This is a genomic window from Streptomyces sp. DH-12 (assembly GCF_002899455.1).
Taxonomy (GTDB): Bacteria; Actinomycetota; Actinomycetes; order Streptomycetales; family Streptomycetaceae; genus Streptomyces.
The window spans coordinates 5,117,066-5,137,573 of record NZ_PPFB01000001.1; the positions used below are offsets into that span (position 1 = coordinate 5,117,066).

General features: G+C 74.6%; 16 protein-coding genes. 13 read left to right on the forward strand and 3 right to left on the reverse strand.

Annotation, left to right across the window (positions count from 1 at the left end; all coding sequences use genetic code 11):
• Positions 1–43: 43 nt before the first annotated feature.
• The 4 genes from C1708_RS21935 (at position 44) to hemW (ending at position 5,856) form a co-directional block, all read left to right on the forward strand.
• Positions 44–1,918: an AMP-dependent synthetase/ligase gene (locus C1708_RS21935; RefSeq protein WP_106414273.1), complete on the forward strand. Its 1,875-nt coding sequence runs from the start codon at positions 44–46 to the stop codon at positions 1,916–1,918.
• Positions 1,919–2,192: 274 nt separating this feature from the next.
• Positions 2,193–2,348, forward strand: a complete 156-nt coding sequence (locus C1708_RS34045; protein ID WP_157951286.1) for a hypothetical protein — start codon at positions 2,193–2,195, stop codon at positions 2,346–2,348.
• A gap of 236 nt (positions 2,349–2,584) precedes the next feature.
• Positions 2,585–4,570, forward strand: coding sequence for a SpoIIE family protein phosphatase (locus tag C1708_RS21940; protein WP_106414274.1), 1,986 nt, complete (start codon positions 2,585–2,587; stop codon positions 4,568–4,570).
• Positions 4,571–4,623: 53 nt separating this feature from the next.
• On the forward strand, positions 4,624–5,856 hold the full coding sequence (gene hemW / locus C1708_RS21945; RefSeq protein WP_106416423.1) for a radical SAM family heme chaperone HemW: 1,233 nt from the start codon (positions 4,624–4,626) through the stop codon (positions 5,854–5,856).
• A 200-nt stretch (positions 5,857–6,056) separates the two neighbouring features.
• Here the strand turns inward: hemW and C1708_RS21950 are convergent, their stop codons facing one another.
• Complete coding sequence (locus tag C1708_RS21950) at positions 6,057–6,866, reverse strand: DUF3097 domain-containing protein (RefSeq protein ID WP_106414275.1); 810 nt, start codon at positions 6,864–6,866, stop codon at positions 6,057–6,059.
• A gap of 34 nt (positions 6,867–6,900) precedes the next feature.
• Complete coding sequence (locus tag C1708_RS21955; RefSeq protein WP_106414276.1) at positions 6,901–7,629, reverse strand: MBL fold metallo-hydrolase; 729 nt, start codon at positions 7,627–7,629, stop codon at positions 6,901–6,903.
• A gap of 162 nt (positions 7,630–7,791) precedes the next feature.
• Between C1708_RS21955 and hrcA the strand changes: the two genes are divergently transcribed.
• From hrcA to C1708_RS21995, 8 genes are all read left to right on the forward strand, one after another.
• The gene (gene hrcA, locus C1708_RS21960; protein WP_106414277.1) at positions 7,792–8,808 is read left to right on the forward strand and encodes a heat-inducible transcriptional repressor HrcA; all 1,017 of its coding nucleotides are present in this window, start codon (positions 7,792–7,794) and stop codon (positions 8,806–8,808) included.
• Complete coding sequence (gene dnaJ, locus C1708_RS21965) at positions 8,809–9,948, forward strand: molecular chaperone DnaJ (RefSeq protein WP_106414278.1); 1,140 nt, start codon at positions 8,809–8,811, stop codon at positions 9,946–9,948.
• A gap of 111 nt (positions 9,949–10,059) precedes the next feature.
• Positions 10,060–11,172, forward strand: coding sequence for a nitronate monooxygenase (locus C1708_RS21970; protein WP_106414279.1), 1,113 nt, complete (start codon positions 10,060–10,062; stop codon positions 11,170–11,172).
• Entirely contained in the window at positions 11,169–11,909 is a 741-nt protein-coding gene (locus C1708_RS21975; protein ID WP_106414280.1) for a 16S rRNA (uracil(1498)-N(3))-methyltransferase, read from the forward strand. The genes C1708_RS21970 and C1708_RS21975 overlap by 4 nt, the downstream gene beginning before the upstream one ends.
• Positions 11,910–12,042: 133 nt before the next feature.
• Positions 12,043–12,579, forward strand: a complete 537-nt coding sequence (locus tag C1708_RS21980; protein ID WP_106414281.1) for a hypothetical protein — start codon at positions 12,043–12,045, stop codon at positions 12,577–12,579.
• 45 nt (positions 12,580–12,624) lie between these two features.
• Positions 12,625–15,867, forward strand: coding sequence for a S41 family peptidase (locus C1708_RS21985; RefSeq protein ID WP_106414282.1), 3,243 nt, complete (start codon positions 12,625–12,627; stop codon positions 15,865–15,867).
• 81 nt (positions 15,868–15,948) lie between these two features.
• On the forward strand, positions 15,949–16,302 hold the full coding sequence (locus tag C1708_RS21990; RefSeq protein WP_106414283.1) for a histidine triad nucleotide-binding protein: 354 nt from the start codon (positions 15,949–15,951) through the stop codon (positions 16,300–16,302).
• 4 nt (positions 16,303–16,306) lie between these two features.
• On the forward strand, positions 16,307–17,212 hold the full coding sequence (locus C1708_RS21995) for a ribonuclease Z (RefSeq protein ID WP_106414284.1): 906 nt from the start codon (positions 16,307–16,309) through the stop codon (positions 17,210–17,212).
• 191 nt (positions 17,213–17,403) lie between these two features.
• Here the strand turns inward: C1708_RS21995 and C1708_RS22000 are convergent, their stop codons facing one another.
• The gene (locus tag C1708_RS22000; protein ID WP_106414285.1) at positions 17,404–18,747 is read right to left on the reverse strand and encodes an MFS transporter; all 1,344 of its coding nucleotides are present in this window, start codon (positions 18,745–18,747) and stop codon (positions 17,404–17,406) included.
• 402 nt (positions 18,748–19,149) lie between these two features.
• Between C1708_RS22000 and C1708_RS22005 the strand changes: the two genes are divergently transcribed.
• On the forward strand, positions 19,150–20,454 hold the full coding sequence (locus tag C1708_RS22005) for a glucarate dehydratase family protein (protein WP_106414286.1): 1,305 nt from the start codon (positions 19,150–19,152) through the stop codon (positions 20,452–20,454).
• Positions 20,455–20,508: the final 54 nt, after the last annotated feature.

Sequence of the window (20,508 nt, forward strand, 5' to 3'; positions counted from 1 at the left end):
CCGCACTGAGCCAGCCGCACCGTCGCGGGCCCCGGAGGATGTCGTGAGCAACACACAGACACTGATCGAGAACCGTCCGCCGAGCGTGGCGACCCTCTTCCTGGAGCGTGTGGCGGCCACACCGGACGCCGAGGCCTACCGCTACCCGGTCCCTCCGGCCTCCGGCGGGGGTCCGGACGGCTGGAAGTCGCTCACCTGGGCCGAGGCCGCCGAGCGGGTGCACGCGATCGCGGCCGGGCTGATCGAGCTGGGCGTACGGCCGGAGGAGCGGGTCGCCCTCGCCTCCGCCACCCGGGTCGAGTGGATCCTCGCCGACCTCGGCATCCTCTGCGCCGGCGCCGCCACCACCACGGTCTACCCCCAGACCAACGCCGACGAGTCCGCGTACATCCTGTCCGACTCGCAGAGCCGGGTGCTGATCGCGGAGGACGCCGAGCAGGCCGCCAAGGCCGTCGCCAAGCGCGACGAGCTGCCCGAACTGACCCGCGTGGTGGTGATCGACGCGGACGGCGCCGACACCGACGACTTCGTGATCACCCTGGCCGAGCTGGAGAAGCGCGGCGCCGCCCGCCTCCGGAAGGAGCCCGAGCTGATCAAGGAGCGGGTCGCGGCCCTCACCAAGGACCAGCTCGCCACCCTCATCTACACCTCCGGCACCACCGGCCGCCCCAAGGGCGTGCGCCTGCCGCACGACAACTGGTCGTACATGGCCAAGGCGATCGCCGCGACCGGCCTGGTCAACGCCGACGACGTGCAGTACCTGTGGCTGCCGCTGGCGCACGTCTTCGGCAAGGTGCTCACCTCCGGCCAGATCGAGGTCGGCCACGTCACCGCGGTCGACGGCCGCGTCGACAAGATCATCGAGAACCTGCCGGTGGTCCAGCCGACCTACATGGCCGCCGTCCCCCGCATCTTCGAGAAGGTCTACAACGGCGTCGCCGCCAAGGCGAGGGCCGGCGGGGGCGCCAAGTACAAGATCTTCCAGTGGGCGGCGGGCGTCGCCCGCGAGTACGCCAAGGTCACGCAGGACAACTTCCGCCGCACCGGCACCGCGACCGCCCCGGCCGGACTGCGCGCCAAGCACGCCCTCGCCGACAAGCTCGTCTACGCCAAGATCCGTGAGGCCTTCGGCGGCCGGCTGCGCGCCTGCGTCTCCGGCTCAGCCGCCCTCGCGCCCGAGATCGGCTACTTCTTCTCCGGCGCCGGCATCCACATCCTGGAGGGCTACGGCCTCACCGAGTCCTCCGCGGCCTCCTTCGTGAACCCCGGCGAGGCCTACCGCACCGGCACCGTCGGCAAGCCGCTGCCCGGCACCGAGGTCCGCATCGCCGAGGACGGCGAGATCCTGCTGCGCGGCCCCGGCATCATGCAGGGCTACCACAACCTCCCCGACAAGACCGCCGAGGTCCTGGAGGAGGACGGCTGGTTCCACACCGGCGACATCGGCGAGCTGTCCGCCGACGGCTACCTGCGCATCACCGACCGCAAGAAGGACCTGATCAAGACCTCCGGCGGCAAGTACATCGCGCCCGCCGAGGTCGAGGGCCGGTTCAAGGCGGTCTGCCCCTACGTCTCCAACATCCTGGTGCACGGCGCCGACCGGAACTACTGCACCGCGCTCATCGCGCTCGACGAGGCCGCCATCACCGCCTGGGCGGCCGAGAACGGCCTGGGGGGCAAGTCGTACGCGGAGATCGTCGCGGCGCCCGCCACCGTCGAGATGGTCGACGGCTACGTCAAGCAGCTCAACGACGGCCTGCAGCGCTGGCAGACCATCAAGAAGTTCCGCCTCCTGCCGCGCGACCTCGACGTGGAGCACGGCGAGATCACCCCGAGCCTGAAGCTCAAGCGCCCGGTGGTGGAGCGCGAGTACAAGCACCTCATCGAGGAGATGTACGAGGGCGCGCTCGAGAAGTGACGTCCCGCCGGCCGGGAGACACGCTCTCCCGGCCGGCCGTTCCGCCGCCGGCCCCGGGAACCGACCCGGGGCCGGCGCGGTCGCCCTCGGCCGTGCGGGCCACTGGACCGCCCGCTCACGGCGGCCCCCGGCGTTCTGCGGGGAGGGAGCTTCCCACGCCCGGGGCGGAACCCGGCGAGGCCCGGTCAGGGCGCACGCCGCCGGGAACCCCACGGACGTCGCGCTGCGCAGCGGTGGCCACGCCGCCCGGACGGCGGGCGTCCGACCCCCGGACGTGCCCGGCACGGACGCGGCGGACGTGACCGGCCGGACCGGCCCCGGCGTCGACGGCCGGCTCGCCGAGGCGCTGTCCGCCTCCGGCGCGGCCGGGGCGCACCGCCTGCCCGGGGCCGGCGGTCCGCGCGGACTCCTGGTCCTCGACTTCTCCTGACGCTCACCGAGGAACGCCCCGCGCCGGCCGCTTCCCGGCCGACGTGGACTCGCACCTCCACGTTCCGCGATGACCGAAAACGATCGGTCACGTCGTCGTTCTTGAGTGAATATGTAGCGCTGTTCCCCCGACAAACGATCCACTTTCGTGACTCGGCGCTTATGGGCGGGTCCGTTCTGTCACCCTGTCGGCAAGCGATCGAGTTCTCTTCGTACGAACTGCCCGGGGAGCTGCCCATGCGGGCCATTCCGACCCAACGGGAGACCACCTCGTGCGCCCCCGACGTGCGGGGGTGCGCGCGGGTGGAGGCGACGCTGTCCGGAAGCCCCCTCGCGCCGGGCTCCGCACGCGCGTTGCTGCGCAAGGCGCTCACCGAGTGGGCGCAGCTCCCGGTGCCCGGCGCCGACCTCCTCACCGGCCGCGTCGGCGACGAGGCCGCCCTGGTCGCCAGCGAGCTGGTCACCAACGCGGTCGTGCACGCCGGCACCGAGGTGCGGCTGACCTGCCGGCTGGAGGAGGACACCGGCGCACTCGTCGTGGAGGTCGCCGACCGGCACCCCTCCCGCGCGCCGCGCGACGCGGCGGAGGCGCCGGCGCACGACGCCCCCGAGTACGGGCGCGGGCTGCGCACGGTCGCCGCGCTCGCCGAGTCCTGGGGCGTCACCTACCGCGCCGGGAGCAAGACCGTGTGGGCGCGGCTGCCGACGCGCGAGGAGACGCCCGCCGACCCGGCCGCCGCGTACGCCGGGGAGCGCGCCCCGGCGCGGGACCTGCGGGCGGCCGCCCTCCTCGCCGCCGACCCGCTCGACCCCCTCGCCCGCACCGGGCCCCGCGACACCCCCCGCGACACCTGGCGGGCCGCCTCCTACGGAGACGACTGGCTGGCCCGCCGCCCCTGTCGCGACGGCGCCTGGCTGGGCCGGGGCGCGCTGTCCTTCCTGGCCGAGGCGTCCGACCTGCTCGCCGGACAGCTGGACGAGGACCTGGTCGCCTCGCTCACCGGCCAGCTGATCGTGCCGCGGCTCGCCGACTGGTGCGCGGTCTGGCTGGAGGACGAGGCCGCCGCCCACAGCGGCCGGCCCGGCGCCGGAGGCCGCCTCGCCCGCGTCTGGCACGCCAGCGAGCACCTCGTCGAGGAACTGAGCCGGGCGCTGGAGCGCAACCCGCCGCCCCAGGCCGACGACCCGCCCGGCACCGGGCCCGTGCCCTGTCCGTGGCCGGGGTCCGCGGGGGCCGGCCCGTCCACGGAGGCCGACGGCACCGGGACCGCGCTCGCGTACCGGCTCGTCGCCGGGGGCCGCCCGCTCGGCACGCTGGTGATCGGACGCGGCGGCATCGACCGCTTCCCCGACGAGATCACCGGGCTCGTGGAGGATCTGGGCCGGCGGGTCGCGCTCGCCATCGGGGCCGCCCGGCAGTACGCCCGCCAGGCCACCATCAGCGCCGTGCTGCAGCGCGGCCTGCTGCCCGGCGCCGTCGCCGAGATCCCCGGCGTGCGCAGCGCCCTCGTCCACGAACCGTGCGACAAGGGCGGCCCCAGCGGCGACTTCTACGACCTCTTCCCGGCCGGCCGCGGACGCTGGTGCTTCGCCGTCGGCGACGTGCAGGGCAAGGGCCCCGAGGCGGCCGTCGTCATCGGGCTCGTCCGGCCCTGGCTGCGGCTGCTCGCCCGCGAGGGGTACCGCGTCGCCGACGTCCTCGACCGGCTCAACCAGCTCCTCCTCGACGACGCCACCGAGGCCGCCGACGCCGCCGCCCGCGCCCTGGTGGCCGCGGGAGCCCGCCCGACCACGCCCGGTGACGGCCCCCAGACCCGCTTCCTGTCCCTCCTCTACGGTGAGCTCGTGCCTTTCGCCGGCGGCGTGCGCTGCACCCTCGCCTCCGCCGGCCACCCCCTGCCCCTCCTGCTCGACCCCGAGGGCGCCGTCCGTCCCGTCGCCCAGCCGCAGACGCTGCTCGGGGTCGTCGAGGACACGGCGTACACCAGCGAGACGTTCGAGATGTACTCGGGCGACACCCTGCTCTGCGTCACCGACGGAGTGACCGAGCGGCGCTCCGGGTCGCGGCAGTTCGACGACGGCGACGGGCTGGCCGCGGCACTGGCGGGCTGCGCCGGGCTGGAGGCCGAAGCGGTGGCGGAACGGATCACCCGGCTCGTGCACGACTTCGGGGCGCGGCCCCCGGCGGACGACCTCGCCCTGCTGGTGCTCCAGGCGGAATGAGGGTGCGGGAGGGGACCGGCGGGGATCGGGCGAGGTGCGGGACAATGGAGCACATGCCTTCCGCACTCCCCGACGGCGAGCCCGTCCCCGCCGACGGCGCGCTGCCCGCGTCCGCGCTCGCCGGGGCGGCCGACCGCCCCCTCGGGTTCTACCTGCACGTCCCCTACTGCGCGACCCGCTGCGGCTACTGCGACTTCAACACCTACACCGCGACCGAGCTGCGCGGCACCGGCGGCGTGCTGGCCTCCCGCGACAACTACGCCGAGACGCTCGTCGACGAGATCCGGCTGGCCCGCAAGGTGCTCGGCGACGACCCGCGGCCGGTGCGCACGGTGTTCGTCGGCGGGGGCACGCCCACGCTGCTCGCCGCCGGCGACCTGGTGCGGATGCTGGCGGCCGTCCGCGAGGAGTTCGGGCTCGCGCCCGACGCCGAGGTGACCACGGAGGCGAACCCCGAGTCCGTCGACCCCGCCTACCTGGCCGAGCTGCGGGCCGGCGGCTTCAACCGCGTCTCCTTCGGCATGCAGAGCGCCAGGCGGCACGTGCTGAAGGTCCTCGACCGCACGCACACCCCCGGCCGTCCCGAGGCGTGCGTCGCCGAAGCCCGCGCGGCCGGGTTCGACCACGTCAACCTCGACCTGATCTACGGCACGCCGGGGGAGTCGGACGACGACTGGCGCGCCTCGCTGGACGCGGCGATCGGCGCCGGGCCGGACCACGTGTCCGCGTACGCGCTGATCGTCGAGGAGGGCACCCGACTGGCGCACCGGATCCGGCGGGGGGAGGTGCCGATGACGGACGACGACGTCCACGCGGACCGGTACCTGATCGCCGAGGAGCGGCTGTCGGAGGCGGGGTTCTCCTGGTACGAGGTGTCGAACTGGGCGACCTCGGACGCGGGGCGCTGTCTGCACAACGAGCTGTACTGGAGGGGGGCCGACTGGTGGGGGGCCGGGCCCGGGGCGCACTCGCACGTGGGCGGGGTGCGCTGGTGGAACGTGAAGCATCCGGGCGCGTACGCGGCGGCGTTGGCGGAGGGGCGGTCGCCGGGGGCGGGGCGGGAGGTGTTGTCCTCGGAGGACCGGCGGGTGGAGCGGATCCTGCTGGAGCTCCGGCTGCGGGACGGGGTGCCGCTGGATCTCCTCCGGGAGGAGGGGCGTGCGGCTGCTGACCGCGCGCTGTCGGACGGCTTGCTCCGTCCCGGGCCTTTCGCGGAGGGCCGCGCGGCCCTCACCCTGCGGGGACGCCTCCTGGCCGACGCGGTGGTCCGGGACCTGGTCGACTGACCAGAGTTCCTTCGTCCCCGCCGCCCCTTCCCGTCCCGACCCCGGGGCTCCGCCCCGGACCCCGCTCCTCAGACGCCGGAGGGGCTGTCAGCAGCCCGTCCGGCGTCTGAGGACGAGGCCCGAAGGGCCGAAAGAGGGGTCTGGGACGCAGCCCCAGGGACGGGACGGGAAGGGGCGGCAGGGGCGGGGGAGAAAGACGGTCAGGACGACGGCGCCGTGACGAAGTCGATCAGTTCCTCCACCCGCCCGAGGAGCTGCGGCTCAAGGTCCTTGTAAGAGCGGACGGAGCCCAGGATCCGCTGCCACGCCTCGCCCGTGTTCGCGACCCGCCACCCCAGCGCCTCGCACACCCCCGTCTTCCAGTCCCGCCCCCGCGGCACCCGGGGCCACGCCTCGATCCCGACCGACGCCGGCTTCACGGCCTCCCAGACGTCGATGTACGGGTGACCGACCACCAGCGCGTGCTCGCTCGTCACCTCCTGGGCGATCCGCCACTCCTTGGAGCCCGGCACCAGGTGGTCCACCAGCACGCCCAGCCGCGCGTCCGGCCCCGGGCCGAAGGACTCGACGACGGACGGGAGGTCGTCCACACCCTCCAGGTACTCCACGACCACGCCCTCGACGCGCAGGTCGTCGCCCCACACCTTCTCGACCAGCTCGGCGTCGTGCCGGCCCTCCACGTAGATGCGCCCCGCGCGGGCGACCCGCGCCCGCGCGCCGGGGACGGCGACCGAGCCGGACGCCGTGCGGGCGGGCCGGGCGGGGCCCGACGGGGGACGGACCAGCGTGACCACGCGGCCCTCCAGCAGGAACCCGCGCGGCCGCAGCGGGAACACCCGGTGCTTGCCGAAGCGGTCCTCCAGGGTCACCGTGCCGGCCTCGCAGCGGATCACCGCGCCGCAGAAACCGGTGCCGGGCTCCTCCACCACGAGGCCCGGCTCGGCCGGCACCTCGGGCGCGGACTGCGGCTTCTTCCACGGAGGGGTCAGGTCGGCGGAGTACTGGCGCATTCCGCCGACGATACGAGGATCGCCCCGGCGGCGATCAGTCCGACACGCCGAACCGGGCCGCCAGCGCGTCCCGTTGGGCCCGCACGAAGGCCGCGTCGACCACCGCTCCGTGACCGGGGACGTACACCGCGTCCTCGCCGCCCAGCCGCAGCAGCCGGTCCAGCGCGGCGGGCCAGCGGGACGGCACGGCGTCCGGGCCCGCCTGCGGTTCGCCCGACTCCTCGACCAGGTCGCCGCAGAACACCACCCCCGGGTCGCCGGGCACCAGCACCGCCAGGTCGTACGCGGTGTGACCCGGGCCGACGTTCGCCAGCAGCGCCTGACGGCCGCCGCCCAGGTCCAGCGTCCACGCGCCGGACACCGCGTGCCGGGGCGGGACCAGCGCGTCCGCCGCCTCGTCCGCCGCCCGCGCGTCAAGACCCCAGCGCACCGCGTCCGCGCGCAGCTCCTCGCGCCCCCGCCCGGCCAGCGCGACGTCCAGACCCACCGCGCCGTACACCTCCGCGCCCGCGAACACCGGCGCCCCGAGGACGTGGTCGAAGTGGGGATGGGTGAGCGCGAGATGCGTCACACGGCGGCCGGTCAGCTCCCGCGCCTCGGTCCGCAACCGCGCGCCCTCGGCGAGGGAGGAGCCCGCGTCGACGGCCAGGACGCCGTCCGCGCCCACCACGAGCCCCGCCGTGCAGTCCCATCCCGGCAACCGGCGCCGCCCGACCCCCGGCGCCAGTTGCTCCCATCCCGGCTCTTCCCAAGTCACGGTCATGACCGGGACGCTAGCGGGGACGGCGGCACCCGGCAGCACGGCGCGGACCGGCCTTGCCGACGGCGTACCCCCCGGCCGTACACTGGGCCGGGGAAGTCTGGCACTCGCGTGCGAAGAGTGCCAGAGTCGTTACCGGGCGGAAGCCAGCTGGAGGTGTGCGCGATGCTCAGTGAACGCAGGCTCCAGGTGTTGCGCGCGATCGTCCAGGACTACGTGGGCACCGAGGAGCCCGTGGGGTCGAAGGCGCTCACCGAGCGGCACAACCTCGGCGTCTCCCCGGCCACCGTGCGCAACGACATGGCGGCCCTGGAGGAGGAGGGCTTCATCGCCCAGCCGCACACCAGTGCCGGGCGCATCCCCACCGACAAGGGCTACCGGCTGTTCGTCGACAAGCTGGCCGGCGTCAAGCCGATGAGCCCGCCCGAGCGGCGGGCCATCCAGAACTTCCTCGAGGGCGCCGTCGACCTCGACGACGTCGTGGCCCGCACGGTGCGGCTGCTCGCGCAGCTCACCCGGCAGGTCGCCGTGGTGCAGTACCCCTCGCTGACCCGCTCGACGGTGCGGCACGTGGAGCTGCTGTCCCTCGCCCCGGCGCGGCTGATGCTGGTGCTGATCACCGACACCGGCCGGGTCGAGCAGCGGATGATCGACTGCCCGGCGCCGTTCGGCGAGTCGTCCCTGGCCGACCTGCGGGCGCGGCTCAACAGCCGGATCGCGGGCCGCCGGTTCACCGATGTGCCGGGTCTGGTGGAGGATCTCCCGGAGGCCTTCGAGACCGACGACCGCGGTACGGTCTCCACGGTGCTCTCCACTCTCCTGGAGACGCTCGTCGAGGAGAACGAGGAGCGGCTGATGATCGGCGGTACCGCCAACCTCACCCGCTTCGGACACGACTTCCCCCTCACGATCCGGCCCGTCCTGGAGGCGCTGGAGGAGCAGGTCGTGCTCCTCAAGCTGCTCGGCGAGGCGAAGGATCCGGGTGTGACCGTACGGATCGGTCACGAGAACGCCCACGAAGGACTCAACTCCACGTCCGTCGTGTCGGTCGGCTACGGTTCGGGCGGCGAGGCTGTCGCCAAGCTCGGCGTGGTCGGACCGACCCGCATGGACTACCCCGGAACGATGGGAGCGGTACGCGCAGTGGCACGGTACGTCGGACAGATCCTGGCGGAGTCATAGGTGGCCACGGACTACTACGCCGTACTCGGCGTACGCCGCGACGCGTCGCAGGAAGAGATCAAGAAGGCCTTCCGGCGGCTCGCCCGCGAGCTGCATCCGGACGTCAATCCGGATCCGAAGACCCAGGAGCGGTTCAAGGAGATCAACGCCGCCTACGAGGTGCTGTCGGACCCGCAGAAGAAGCAGGTCTACGACCTCGGCGGCGACCCGCTGTCCCAGTCCGGCGGCGCCGGCGGCGCGGGCGGCTTCGGGGCCGGGGGCTTCGGCAACTTCTCCGACATCATGGACGCGTTCTTCGGCACGGCGTCGCAGCGCGGACCGCGTTCGCGCACCCGCCGCGGCCAGGACGCCATGATCCGGATCGAGGTCGAGCTGGACGAGGCCGCGTTCGGCACGACCAAGGACATCCAGGTCGACACGGCGGTCGTCTGCACCACGTGCAGCGGCGAGGGCGCCGCGCCCGGCACCAGCGCGCAGACGTGCGACATGTGCCGCGGCCGCGGTGAGGTCTCGCAGGTCACCCGGTCGTTCCTGGGCCAGGTCATGACCTCGCGCCCCTGCCCGCAGTGCCAGGGCTTCGGCACGGTCGTGCCCACGCCCTGCCCGGAGTGCGCGGGCGACGGCCGGGTGCGTTCCCGCCGCACGCTCACGGTGAAGATCCCGGCCGGCGTCGACAACGGCACCCGGATCCAGCTGGCCGGCGAGGGCGAGGTCGGGCCCGGCGGCGGTCCCGCCGGCGACCTGTACGTCGAGATCCACGAGCTGCCGCACTCGCAGTTCCAGCGGCGCGGCGACGACCTGCACTGCACGGTCACGCTGCCGATGACCGCGGCGGCGCTCGGCACCAAGGTGCCGCTGGAGACGCTGGACGGCCTGGAGGAGGTCGACATCCGGCCCGGCACCCAGTCCGGCCAGTCGATCCCGCTGCACGGCCGGGGCGTCACCCACCTGCGCGGCGGCGGCCGGGGGGACCTCGTCGTCCACGTCGAGGTGCAGACCCCGACCAAGCTGGACCCGGAGCAGGAGCGCCTGCTCCGCGAGCTGGCCAAGCTGCGCGGCGAGGAACGGCCCACGGGCCAGTTCCAGCCGGGTCAGCAAGGGCTGTTCTCGCGGCTGAAGGACGCGTTCAACGGCCGCTGACCCCGCCCCCGCCGAGGGCCGCCGATGCCTTCGGCGGCCCGGCGAGAAGTGGCTCGTGCCAAGGGGAAGGGCCGCTTCGGAGTCGGTCGGGGGACGTGACACCATGCGGTCATGTCCTCCGTACTGACCGATCTCTTCCCGCACCCGATCGTGCAGGCGCCCATGGCGGGCGGCGTATCGGTGCCGCAGCTCGCCGCCGCCGTGTCCGAGGCGGGCGGGCTCGGTTTCCTGGCCGCCGGGTACAAGACCGCGGACGGGATGTACCAGGAGATCAAGCAGCTGCGAGGACTCACCTCCCGTCCCTTCGGCGTCAACCTCTTCCTGCCCCAGCCCGAGACACCCGGTGCGAGCGCCGGCTCCACCGGAGCGGCCGACGCCGCGCCCTCCAACGCCGCCGTCGGCGTCTACGCCCACCAGCTGGCCGGTGAGGCCTCCTGGTACGGGACGGAGCTGGGCGACCCCGACAGCGGCCGCGACGACGGCTACGACGCCAAACTCGCCGTGCTGCTCGACGACCCCGTGCCGGTCGTGTCGTTCCACTTCGGGGTGCCGGCCCGCGAGGTGATCGACGCGCTGCACCGCGTCGGCACCCTCACCCTGGTCACCGCCACGACCCCCGAGGAGGCCCGCGCCGTGGAACGGGCCGGCGCCGACGTGGTGATCGCCCAGGGCGTCGAGGCCGGCGGCCACCAGGGCACCCACCGCGACGTCCCGGAGACCGACGGCGGCGGCATCGGACTGCTGTCCCTGGTCGCCCAGGTCCGCGAGTCCGTCGGCATCCCCGTCGTCGCCGCCGGCGGCATCATGCGCGGCGGCCAGATCGCCGCCGTGTGCGCCGCCGGCGCCGACGCGGCCCAGCTCGGGACGGCCTTCGTCGCCGCCCACGAGTCCGGCGCGCACGCCCTGCACAAACAGGCCCTCACCGACCCCCTCCACGCCCGCACCGAGCTCACCCGCGCCTTCACCGGCCGTCCCGCGCGCGCCCTGGTCAACCGCTTCCTGCGCGAGCACGGCCCGTACGCCCCCGCCGCCTACCCGGAGGTCCACCACCTGACCGCGCCGCTGCGCAAGGCCGCCGCCGAGGCCGGGGACGCGCAAGGGCTCGCGCTGTGGGCGGGGCAGGGCCACCGCATGGCCCGCGAACTGCCCGCCGGACAGCTGGTGGACGTGCTCGTCGCCGAGCTGGCCGCCGCCCGGACGGCGTTGTCGGGAGGCGTCCGATGACCGCCCCCGTCTTCGTCGTCGACCGCTTCGACACGCACGGCGCCGGTCGCTTCGTGCTCGACGGACCCGAGGGACGCCACGCCGTCGCCGTGAAGCGGCTGCGGGCCGGCGAGGAGGTCGTCCTCACCGACGGCGCGGGCCGCTGGGCCGCGGGCGAGGTGGACGGCACCGAGGGCAAGGACCGGCTCGTCGTCCGGCTCGGCGAGGTCGTCGAGGAGCCGGCGGAGACGCCCCGGCTGACCGTCGTGCAGGCGCTGCCCAAGGGCGACCGGGGCGAGCTGGCCGTGGAGACCATGACCGAGGTCGGCGTCGACGCGATCGTGCCGTGGTCGGCCTCGCGCTGCATCACGCAGTGGAAGGGCGAGCGGGGCGCCAAGTCCCTCGCCAAGTGGCGGGCCACCGCCCGGGAGGCGGGCAAGCAGTCGCGTCGGGTGCGGTTCCCGGAGGTCGCGGACGCGGCGACGAGCAAGGGGGTTGCCTCACTTCTCGCCGAAGCGGACTTCGCGGCGGTGCTGCACGAGAGCGGGACGGAGCCGCTGGCCACGGTTCCGCTGCCCGCCTCCGGCGAGATCGTGCTGGTCGTCGGGCCCGAAGGCGGGGTGTCCCCCGAGGAGTTGGCGCTGTTCGAGAGCGCCGGGGCGCGGGCGTACCGGCTGGGGCGGAGCGTGCTGCGGACGTCCACGGCGGGGACGGCCGCGGCGGCACTGCTGCTGGGGCGCACCGGACGCTGGTCCTGACCTCGCGTCACGGGACTGCGCCCCGGGCCCCGCTCCGTGAACGCCGGAGGGGGTGTGCCGGGGGCGCCGAGCATGGCCCAATGCGCCCTACCGCCGGACGAGCGGCGGTGGCACGCTGCCGTACATGGGGGCGATGACAAGGTTCCCGCGGGGAACACGAGGGCGGCGACTCGCGGTTGCCGCCGGTTTCGCCGTGGCCGCCGTCACGGGCGTCACGGCCTGCGAGGGCGGCGACCTCAGCTCCGCGGCCGTCGCGCTCACCACCGACGGGACCGTGACCGAGGAGCTCAACCGGCAGAAGGACAAGGTCCGCTGGCTCACCTGCAACGCGTCGTTCGGCGACCGGGACGGGTCCTCCGCCTCGCCGGGCTCGCAGAAGACCGCCGCCTCGGTCGACTGCGAGGGCGAGACCGAGGGCGGCAAGGAGATCACCGTCACCGGGCGGGTCACCCACGCCGTCGACAACGCCTGCATCCGCGGGGACATCACCGCGAAGGTGGACGGCCGGCAGGTGTTCCACGTCGAGGGACTGGGCGACTGCGACTCCGAGAGCCCGCCCCGCGTGGGCGAGCCGACACAGGGCGGCCCGCGGCCCACCGTGACCGTGACCGTCACCACGACGGTGTGGTGCGACCAGTACCCGTCCTGTCGCCCCGTCGAGGGCAAGTGATCCGAACCCCTGGCCGGACCGCATGCGTCCCCCTAGGGTGATCGGGTGACACAGCCCGCATCGGTCGCATCCGGCACGTACCTCCGATTTCCGCACCTGCACGGCGAGTTGGTCGCCTTCACCGCCGAGGACGACGTGTGGCTCGCCCCGCTCGACGGCGGCCGCGCCTGGCGGGTCAGCGCGGACCACGTGCCGGTGAACCACCCACGGATCTCCCCGGACGGCGCCACCGTCGCCTGGACCTCCACCCGCGACGGCGCCCCCGAGGTGCACGTCGCCCCCGTCGACGGCGGCCCCGCCCGGCGGCTCACCCACTGGGGCAGCCCGAGGACCCAGGTCCGCGGCTGGACCGCGGACGGCCGCGTCCTCGCGCTGAGCGCCTACGGCCAGGCGAGCCTGCGCCGCACCTGGGCGCGCGCCGTGCCGCTCGACGGCGGCCCCGCCGACACCCTCCCGTACGGGCCGGTCGGCGACGTCGCCGAAGGCCCGCACACCGTGCTGCTGTCCGCCACGATGGGCCGCGAGGCGGCCAGCTGGAAGCGCTACCGGGGCGGCACCGCGGGCAAGCTGTGGATCGACCGCGAGGGCGACGGCGAGTTCGTCCGGCTGCACGAGGACCTCGACGGGAACATCGAGTACCCGCTGTGGGCGGGGACGGGGGTCCCCCCGCTCGAGCGCGGCCGGGAGCGGGGGAGGATCGCGTTCCTCTCCGACCACGAGGGCACCGGAGCGCTGTACTCCTCCCTCGCCGACGGCTCCGACCTGCGCCGGCACACCCCCCTGGAGGGCTTCTACGCCCGTCACGCGGCGACCGACGGCAGCCGGGTCGTCTACTCCAGCGCCGGCGAGCTGTGGATCCTCGACGACCTCGACACGGCCGAGCCGCGCCGCCTCGACGTACGGCTCGGCGGGCAGCGCGTCGACCTCCGGCCGTTCCCGGTGAACGCGGCCCGCTGGTTCGGCTCCGCGTCACCCGACCACACCGCGCGCGGCAGCGCCGTCTGCGTGCGCGGCACCGTCCACTGGGTCACCCACCGCTCCGGCCCCGCCCGCGCGCTCGCCGCCACTCCGGGCGTCCGGGCCCGCCGTCCGCGCGCCTTCCGCGCGGACGGCGAGGAATGGGTGGTGTGGGTGACGGACGCCGAGGGCGACGACGCCCTGGAGTTCGCCCCCGCCACCGGACCGGCCCCCGGCGCCACCCCGCGCCGCCTGGCCGCCGGACGGCTCGGCCGGGTCGTGGAACTGGCGATGGCGCCCGACGGCAGCCGCGCCGCGATCGCCTCCCACGACGGCCGTGTCCTCCTCGTCGAGCGGGAGACCGGCGAGGTCCGCGAGGTCGACCGCAGCGAGGACGGCGACGTCTCCGGGCTGGTCTTCTCGCCCGACTCCGCCTGGCTCGCCTGGTCCCACCCCGGTCCGCGCCCGCTCAGCCAGATCAAGCTCGCCCACACCACCGACCTGTCGGTCACCGAGGCGACCCCGCTGCGCTTCCAGGACTACGCGCCCGCCTTCACCCTCGACGGCAAGCACCTCGCGTTCCTGTCCACCCGCTCCTTCGACCCGGTCTACGACGAGCACGTCTTCGACCTGGCCTTCGTCGAGGGCGTACGGCCGTACCTGATCACGCTCGCGGCGACCACCCCGTCGCCGTTCGGGCCGCAGCGGCACGGCCGGCCCTTCGAGACCCCCGACCGGGACGAGACCCCCGACAGCGAGGGCACCCCCACCACGCGCATCGACCTCGACGGGCTCGCCGACCGCATCGTGCCGTTCCCGGTCGAGGCCTCCCGCTACAGCGGCCTGCGCGCCGCCAAGGACGGCGTGCTGTGGCTGCGCCACCCGGTGCGCGGCGTGCTCGGCGCGTCCCGGGCCACGCCCGACGGCCCGGACCCCAGGACCGACCTGGAGCGCTACGACCTCGCCCAGCAGCGGATCGAGCACCTCGCCGTCGACGCCGACCACTTCGAGGTCAGCGGCGACGGCAAGAGGGTGCTGCTGTGGACCGACGGACGCCTGAAGGTCGTGCCCAGCGACCGGCGTGCCTCCGGCGACGACGACAGCGACAGCAACATCACCGTCGACCTCGGCCGGGTGCGGCAGTTCGTCGACCCGGCCACCGAGTGGCGGCAGATGTTCGACGAGAACGGCCGCATCATGCGGGACAACTTCTGGCGTCCCGACATGAGCGGCGTCGACTGGGACGCGGTGCTGGACCGCTACCGTCCCGTGCTCGACCGGCTGGCCACCCACGACGACCTGGTGGACCTGCTGTGGGAGGTGCACGGCGAACTCGGCACCTCGCACGCCTACGTCACCCCGCGCGGCGGCTTCGGCGGCGGTCCCCGGCAGGGACTGCTCGGCGCGGACCTCTCCCGGCACGAGGACGGAAGCTGGCGGGTGGACCGCGTCCTGCCCGCCGAGACCTCCGACCCGGAGGCCCGCTCACCGCTCGCCGCGCCCGGCGTCGCCGTCCGGCCCGGCGACGCGATCGTCGCCGTCGCCGGACAGCCGGTCGACCCGGTGACCGGCCCCGCGCCGCTGCTGGTGGGGACGGCCGGCAAGCCCGTCGAGCTGACCGTGTCACCGGCCGGCGGGGGAGAGCCGCGGCACGCGGTCGTCGTGCCGCTCGCCGACGAGGAGCCGCTGCGCTACCACGCCTGGGTCGCCGGCCGGCGGGCGTACGTGCTGGAGAGGTCCGGCGGCCGGCTCGGCTACATCCACGTCCCCGACATGCAGGCGCCCGGGTGGGCGCAGATCCACCGCGACCTGCGGGTGGAGGTGCTGCGCGAGGGACTGATCGTGGACGTGCGGGAGAACCGGGGCGGCCACACCTCGCAACTCGTGGTGGAGAAGCTGGCCCGGCGGATCGTCGGCTGGGACCTGCCGCGCGGGATGCGCGCGGAGAGCTACCCGCGCGACGCGCCCCGGGGGCCCGTCGTCGCCGTCGCCGACGAGTTCTCCGGCTCCGACGGGGACATCGTCAACGCGGCGATCCGGGCGCTCGGCATCGGGCCGGTGGTCGGCACCCGCACGTGGGGCGGCGTCATCGGCATCGACAGCCGCTACCGGCTGGTCGACGGCACGCTGGTCACCCAGCCCAAGTACGCCTTCTGGCTGGAGGGGCACGGCTGGGACGTGGAGAACCACGGCGTCGACCCGGACGTCGAGGTCGTCCAGCGCCCGCAGGACCACGCCGCCGGGCGGGACGTCCAGCTCGACGAGGCGGTGCGGCTGGCGCTGGAGGCGCTGGAGGCGACCCCCGCGAAGGCGCCGCCGGAGCTGCCGTGACCGCGCGCGGGCGGCACGACGGCCCGGGGCCGGGTCGGTAGCATGCCTCTGTAGTGATGATCACCGGGTCGAGGAGGGCGTATGGCAGGGGAACCTCAGGACGACTGTCTGTTCTGCAAGATCGTCGCGGGCAGCATTCCGGCGACGATCGTGCGGGAGACGGACACGACCGTCGCGTTCCGCGACATCAACCCCCAGGCGCCCACCCACGTCCTGGTGATCCCGAAGGCGCACCACCGGGACGCCGCGGCCCTCGCCGCCGCGGCGCCCGAGATCGCGGCGGACGTCCTGCGCGAGACGCAGGCCGTGGCGGACGAGGAGAAGCTGGAGAGCTACCGTATCGTGTTCAACACGGGCAGCGGCGCCGGCCAGACCGTGTGGCACGCGCACGCCCACGTCCTGGGCGGCCGCGGTCTCGAGTGGCCCCCCGGATAGACCGTTGTCCGTCCGTGAACTGGTGGTGCTCGGCACCGCCAGCCAGGTCCCGACCCGGCACCGCAACCACAACGGCTACCTGCTGCGCTGGGACGGCGAAGGCTTCCTGTTCGACCCCGGCGAGGGCACCCAGCGGCAGATGCTGCGCGCCGGGGTCGCCGCGCACGACGTGAACCGGATCTGCGTCACGCACTTCCACGGCGACCACTCGCTGGGGCTCGCCGGGGTGATCCAGCGGATCAACCTCGACAAGGTGCCGCACCCGGTCAGCGCGCACTACCCGCGCTCCGGGCAGCGGTTCTTCGACCGGCTGCGGTACGCGACCGCCTACCGCGAGACCGTCGCCCTCCTCGAGGCCCCCGTCGACACCGACGGCCCGCTCGTCCGCACCCCCGGCTACACGCTGGAGGCGCGTCGGCTCTCCCACCCCGTCGAGGCGTACGGCTACCGGCTGGTCGAGCCCGACGGCCGCCGCATGCTGCCCGACCGGCTCGCCGCGCACGGCATCCAGGGCCCGGACGTGGGCCGCCTTCAGCGCGAGGGCTCCCTCGACGGGGTCGCCCTGGAGGACGTCAGCGAGGTCCGGCGCGGACAGCGGTTCGCGTTCGTCATGGACACCCGGCTGTGCGACGGGGTGTACGCGCTCGCCGAGGGCTGCGACATGCTGGTGATCGAGTCGACGTTCCTCGACGAGGACGAGGAGATGGCCGTCGAGTTCGGCCACCTGACGGCCGGCCAGGCCGCGCGGGTCGCCCGCGACGCGGGCGTACGGCACTTGGTGCTCACGCACTTCAGCCAGCGGTACTCCGACCCGGAGGAGTTCGAACGCCAGGCCCGCGCGGCGGGCTACGACGCCGACCTGACCGTGGCCCGCGATCTGCAGCGCGTCCCGCTCCCGAAACGCCGCTGACCACGGCGGCGCTCAGCCGCCCCGCCGCTGACGTGGCGGCGGACGGTCGCGCCTCCCCGGCGCCTCAACGGCCTGGGAGGTGCTTCCAGGGCGCTGGGGGCGCCTCCTCCGGGGGAGGCGCCTGCCGGTCGGCGCGAGTGCGCGCCCCCGTCGTCGGGAGCAGGGCCCGGTGTCCGTGGCCCACGCGACCCTCACCTCCCGCCCGGCGCCCGCGTGGCCGCCGCCGTGTCGTAGGCGGTCCGCGCCGGCTCCGGAGTGCCGTCGAGGGGAATCTCGACGACCGGCTGCTCCGGCGCCCCGACCTCCGGCACCGCACCCGAGGGGGTGCCCGTCGTCGCGGCGACCAGCGCCGCCGGATGGCCACCCCGCCGCCGCACCGCTCCCGGCAGCAGCGGCCGTCCGCCCGTGTGCAGCGCGACCCCGGTCATCGGCACCGCGACCAGCAGCAGCCCCACCGCGAGCACCGCGCCCATCACCGGGAAGCCGGCCTGCGCGGACAGCACACTCCCGGTGAGCGGCCCGGCGGCGGTGCCCAGCGAGGACGCCGAACCCACCAGCACCGCCCAGCGCCCCCGCGCGTCCAGCGAGGCGGCCAGCCCGATCAGGTACGACAGCACCACCGGATAGACCGTGTTCCAGGCGATCTCGCCCGCGGCGAAGCTCCCCAGCCCGGTCGCGGAGGCGCTCAGCGCGATGCAGCCGGCGATGACGACCGTGCCGCCGCCGATGGGCAGCGCGCGCCCGAGCCGTGAGCCGAGCGCGCCCGCGCCCAGCACGCCCAGCAGTCCCGCGCCCAGCGCCACCGCGAAGACCACGCCCACGGTCGGCTCGGACAGGTGCGCCTGATCGACGCCGATGCGCCCGCTGACGCCCCACAGCGCGTTCTGCGCCAGGGACCACAGCAGCATCGCCCCGGCCAGCACCATCCCCGACCGTCGGTGCGGCAGACGGGAGGCGCCGGTGCCGTCGGCCCCCGCCGCCTCCGCCGCGAGCGGGCCGGGCGTGCCGCCGGGCAGCCGGGAGGTCAGCGGCCACACCGCGAGCGCGGTGAGGGCGATGGCGGCGAGGGTGAGTCCGTGCCCGGGCAGGTGCGGCACCGTCAGATAGACCGCGCCGGCCAGCGCGGACACGCTGAGCAGGCCCAGGGCGGAGGCCCGGTGCGGGTCCTTCTCCGCGGCGATCCGGGTGGCGGCGACCGTGGTGGCCGTGCCCGACCCGAACCCGCCGATCACGGCCCCGGCGACGACGGCCGGGACGGCGGTGGTGAGCGCGGCCCCGCCGTAGCCGACGGCGGCGAGGACGAGGCCCAGCCGGGCGAGGGTCCGGGCCCCGGTCCGCTCGACGCGGGAGGCCAGCAGGAACCCGGCCGTGGCCGAGCTGAGCAGCAGCAGACTGCCGACGGCCCCCGCCTGGGTGGCCGAGAGATCCAGGCCGCGTTCCAGCCGGCCGACGGTGGTCGGCAGCAGATACGGGGCGAGGTACCCGGCCGTGAAAAGGGCGACGAGGGGCCAGGGGGTGGTGCGAGGGGCGTACACGGGCGTTCCCAGGGCGTGCGAAGGGGACGGTGCGACAAGCGAGGAAGGAGATGTGGGGGCGACGGCCGTCGACGGACGAGAACGCGCGGGCAATTTGTATCAAGCGGGGGCAGCGCAACGGGAGTGAGATCGATGTGATCTAAGTCACTCCTGTGTTTGGGGGTTTCAGGCCTTGGGTAGCAGCGCGCTTTTTGCCTGTACGGAGTCGCCGCGTCCCCGCCCCCGGCACCGTCGAACAGTCGCCCGCCGCACCGTTGACGCCCCTGATTCACCCCTCTAGCCTTCGTTCCCATACATGGATGCCGTCCATATACGGAGATGAGCCACCCGCCCGTCCGCCCGTGACCTCGCCGTCCTCAGGACCCCGCTCGCCGCCGGACCCGACCTCGTAGGAGCCGCCCCGTGACCGCATCCGCCTCCGGCCTGACCGTGACCGAGGTCCGTCTCACCCCGGTCCTGGTCGCCGACCCGCCCCTGCTCAACACGCAGGGCGTGCACCAGCCGTACACCCCCCGGCTGATCGTGGAGGTGGTGACCGCCGACGGGATCACCGGGCTCGGCGAGACGTACGGCGACACCAAGTACCTGGACCTGGCCCGCCCGCTCGCCGACCGGCTGGTCGGCCACCGGGTCGACGACCTGAACCGGCTGTTCGCCGAGGCCGACCAGGTCGCCGTCGACGCCGCCCGGGTCCGCGGGCAGGTGGACGCCGGCGGACTGCGCGGCGTGCAGACCGCCGACAAGCTGCGGCTGTCCGTGCTCTCCGCCCTCGAGGTCGCCTCCCTCGACGCCCTCGGCAGGAGCCTCGGTCTGCCCGTGCACGCCCTGCTCGGCGGCAAGGTGCGCGACGCCGTCGAGTACAGCGCGTACCTGTTCTACAAGTGGGCCGAGCACCCGGAGGGCGTGGCGGCGGAGAAGGACGACTGGGGCGCGGCCGTCGACCCGGCGGGCGTGGTCGAACAGGCCCGGCGGTTCAAGGAGCGGTACGGCTTCACGTCGTTCAAGCTCAAGGGCGGCGTCTTCGAGCCGCAGGAGGAGATCGCCGCCGTCCGCGCGCTGGCCGCCGCCTTCCCCGGGCACCCGCTGCGCCTCGACCCCAACGGCGCCTGGTCCGTGGAGACCTCGCTGAAGGTGGCCGAGGAGCTCGGGGAGGTCCTGGAGTACCTGGAGGACCCCACCCTCGGCACGTCCGCGATGGCCGAGGTGGCCGCCCGGACCGAGGTGCCCCTCGCGACCAACATGTGCGTGACCACGTTCGCCGAGATCAAGGAGGCGTTCACCCGGGACGCCGTGCAGGTGGTGCTCTCCGACCACCACTACTGGGGCGGACTGCGCAACACCCGGCACCTCGCGGCGATCTGCCGCGCCTTCGGCGTGGGCGTCTCCATGCACTCCAACACGCACCTCGGCATCAGCCTCGCCGCGATGACGCACGTGGCGGCGACCGTGCCCGACCTGCACCACGCCTGCGACTCCCACTACCCCTGGCAGTCGGAGGACGTCCTCACCGAGCGGCTCGCCTTCGAAGGCGGCACGGTCCGCGTCCCCGACGCGCCGGGCCTCGGCGTCGAACTCGACCGCGACCGGCTGGCGTTCCTGCACCGACGGTGGCTGGACGACGACGGCGCGCTGCGCGACCGCGACGACGAGGCCGCCATGCGCATCGCCGACCCGGCCTGGACCCGGCCCGCCGTGCCCCGCTGGTGACGGCGCCCGGGTCGGCTCGGCGTGACGGCGTTCTCGCTGTCGGCGGCGTGGTGC

Excerpts from the sequence above, each read along its gene's own strand:
- hrcA (WP_106414277.1), top strand. The coding sequence starts at position 7,792 with ATGCTCAGTGAACGCAGGCTCCAGGTGTTGCGCGCGATCGTCCAGGAC.
- C1708_RS21975 (WP_106414280.1), top strand. The coding sequence starts at position 11,169 with ATGACCGCCCCCGTCTTCGTCGTCGACCGCTTCGACACGCACGGCGCC.
- C1708_RS21970 (WP_106414279.1), top strand. The coding sequence starts at position 10,060 with ATGTCCTCCGTACTGACCGATCTCTTCCCGCACCCGATCGTGCAGGCG.
- C1708_RS21940 (WP_106414274.1), top strand. The coding sequence starts at position 2,585 with ATGCGGGCCATTCCGACCCAACGGGAGACCACCTCGTGCGCCCCCGAC.
- C1708_RS21955 (WP_106414276.1), bottom strand. The coding sequence starts at position 7,629 with ATGACCGTGACTTGGGAAGAGCCGGGATGGGAGCAACTGGCGCCGGGG.
- C1708_RS21980 (WP_106414281.1), top strand. The coding sequence starts at position 12,043 with ATGACAAGGTTCCCGCGGGGAACACGAGGGCGGCGACTCGCGGTTGCC.
- C1708_RS21990 (WP_106414283.1), top strand. The coding sequence starts at position 15,949 with ATGGCAGGGGAACCTCAGGACGACTGTCTGTTCTGCAAGATCGTCGCG.
- hemW (WP_106416423.1), top strand. The coding sequence starts at position 4,624 with ATGCCTTCCGCACTCCCCGACGGCGAGCCCGTCCCCGCCGACGGCGCG.
- C1708_RS21950 (WP_106414275.1), bottom strand. The coding sequence starts at position 6,866 with ATGCGCCAGTACTCCGCCGACCTGACCCCTCCGTGGAAGAAGCCGCAG.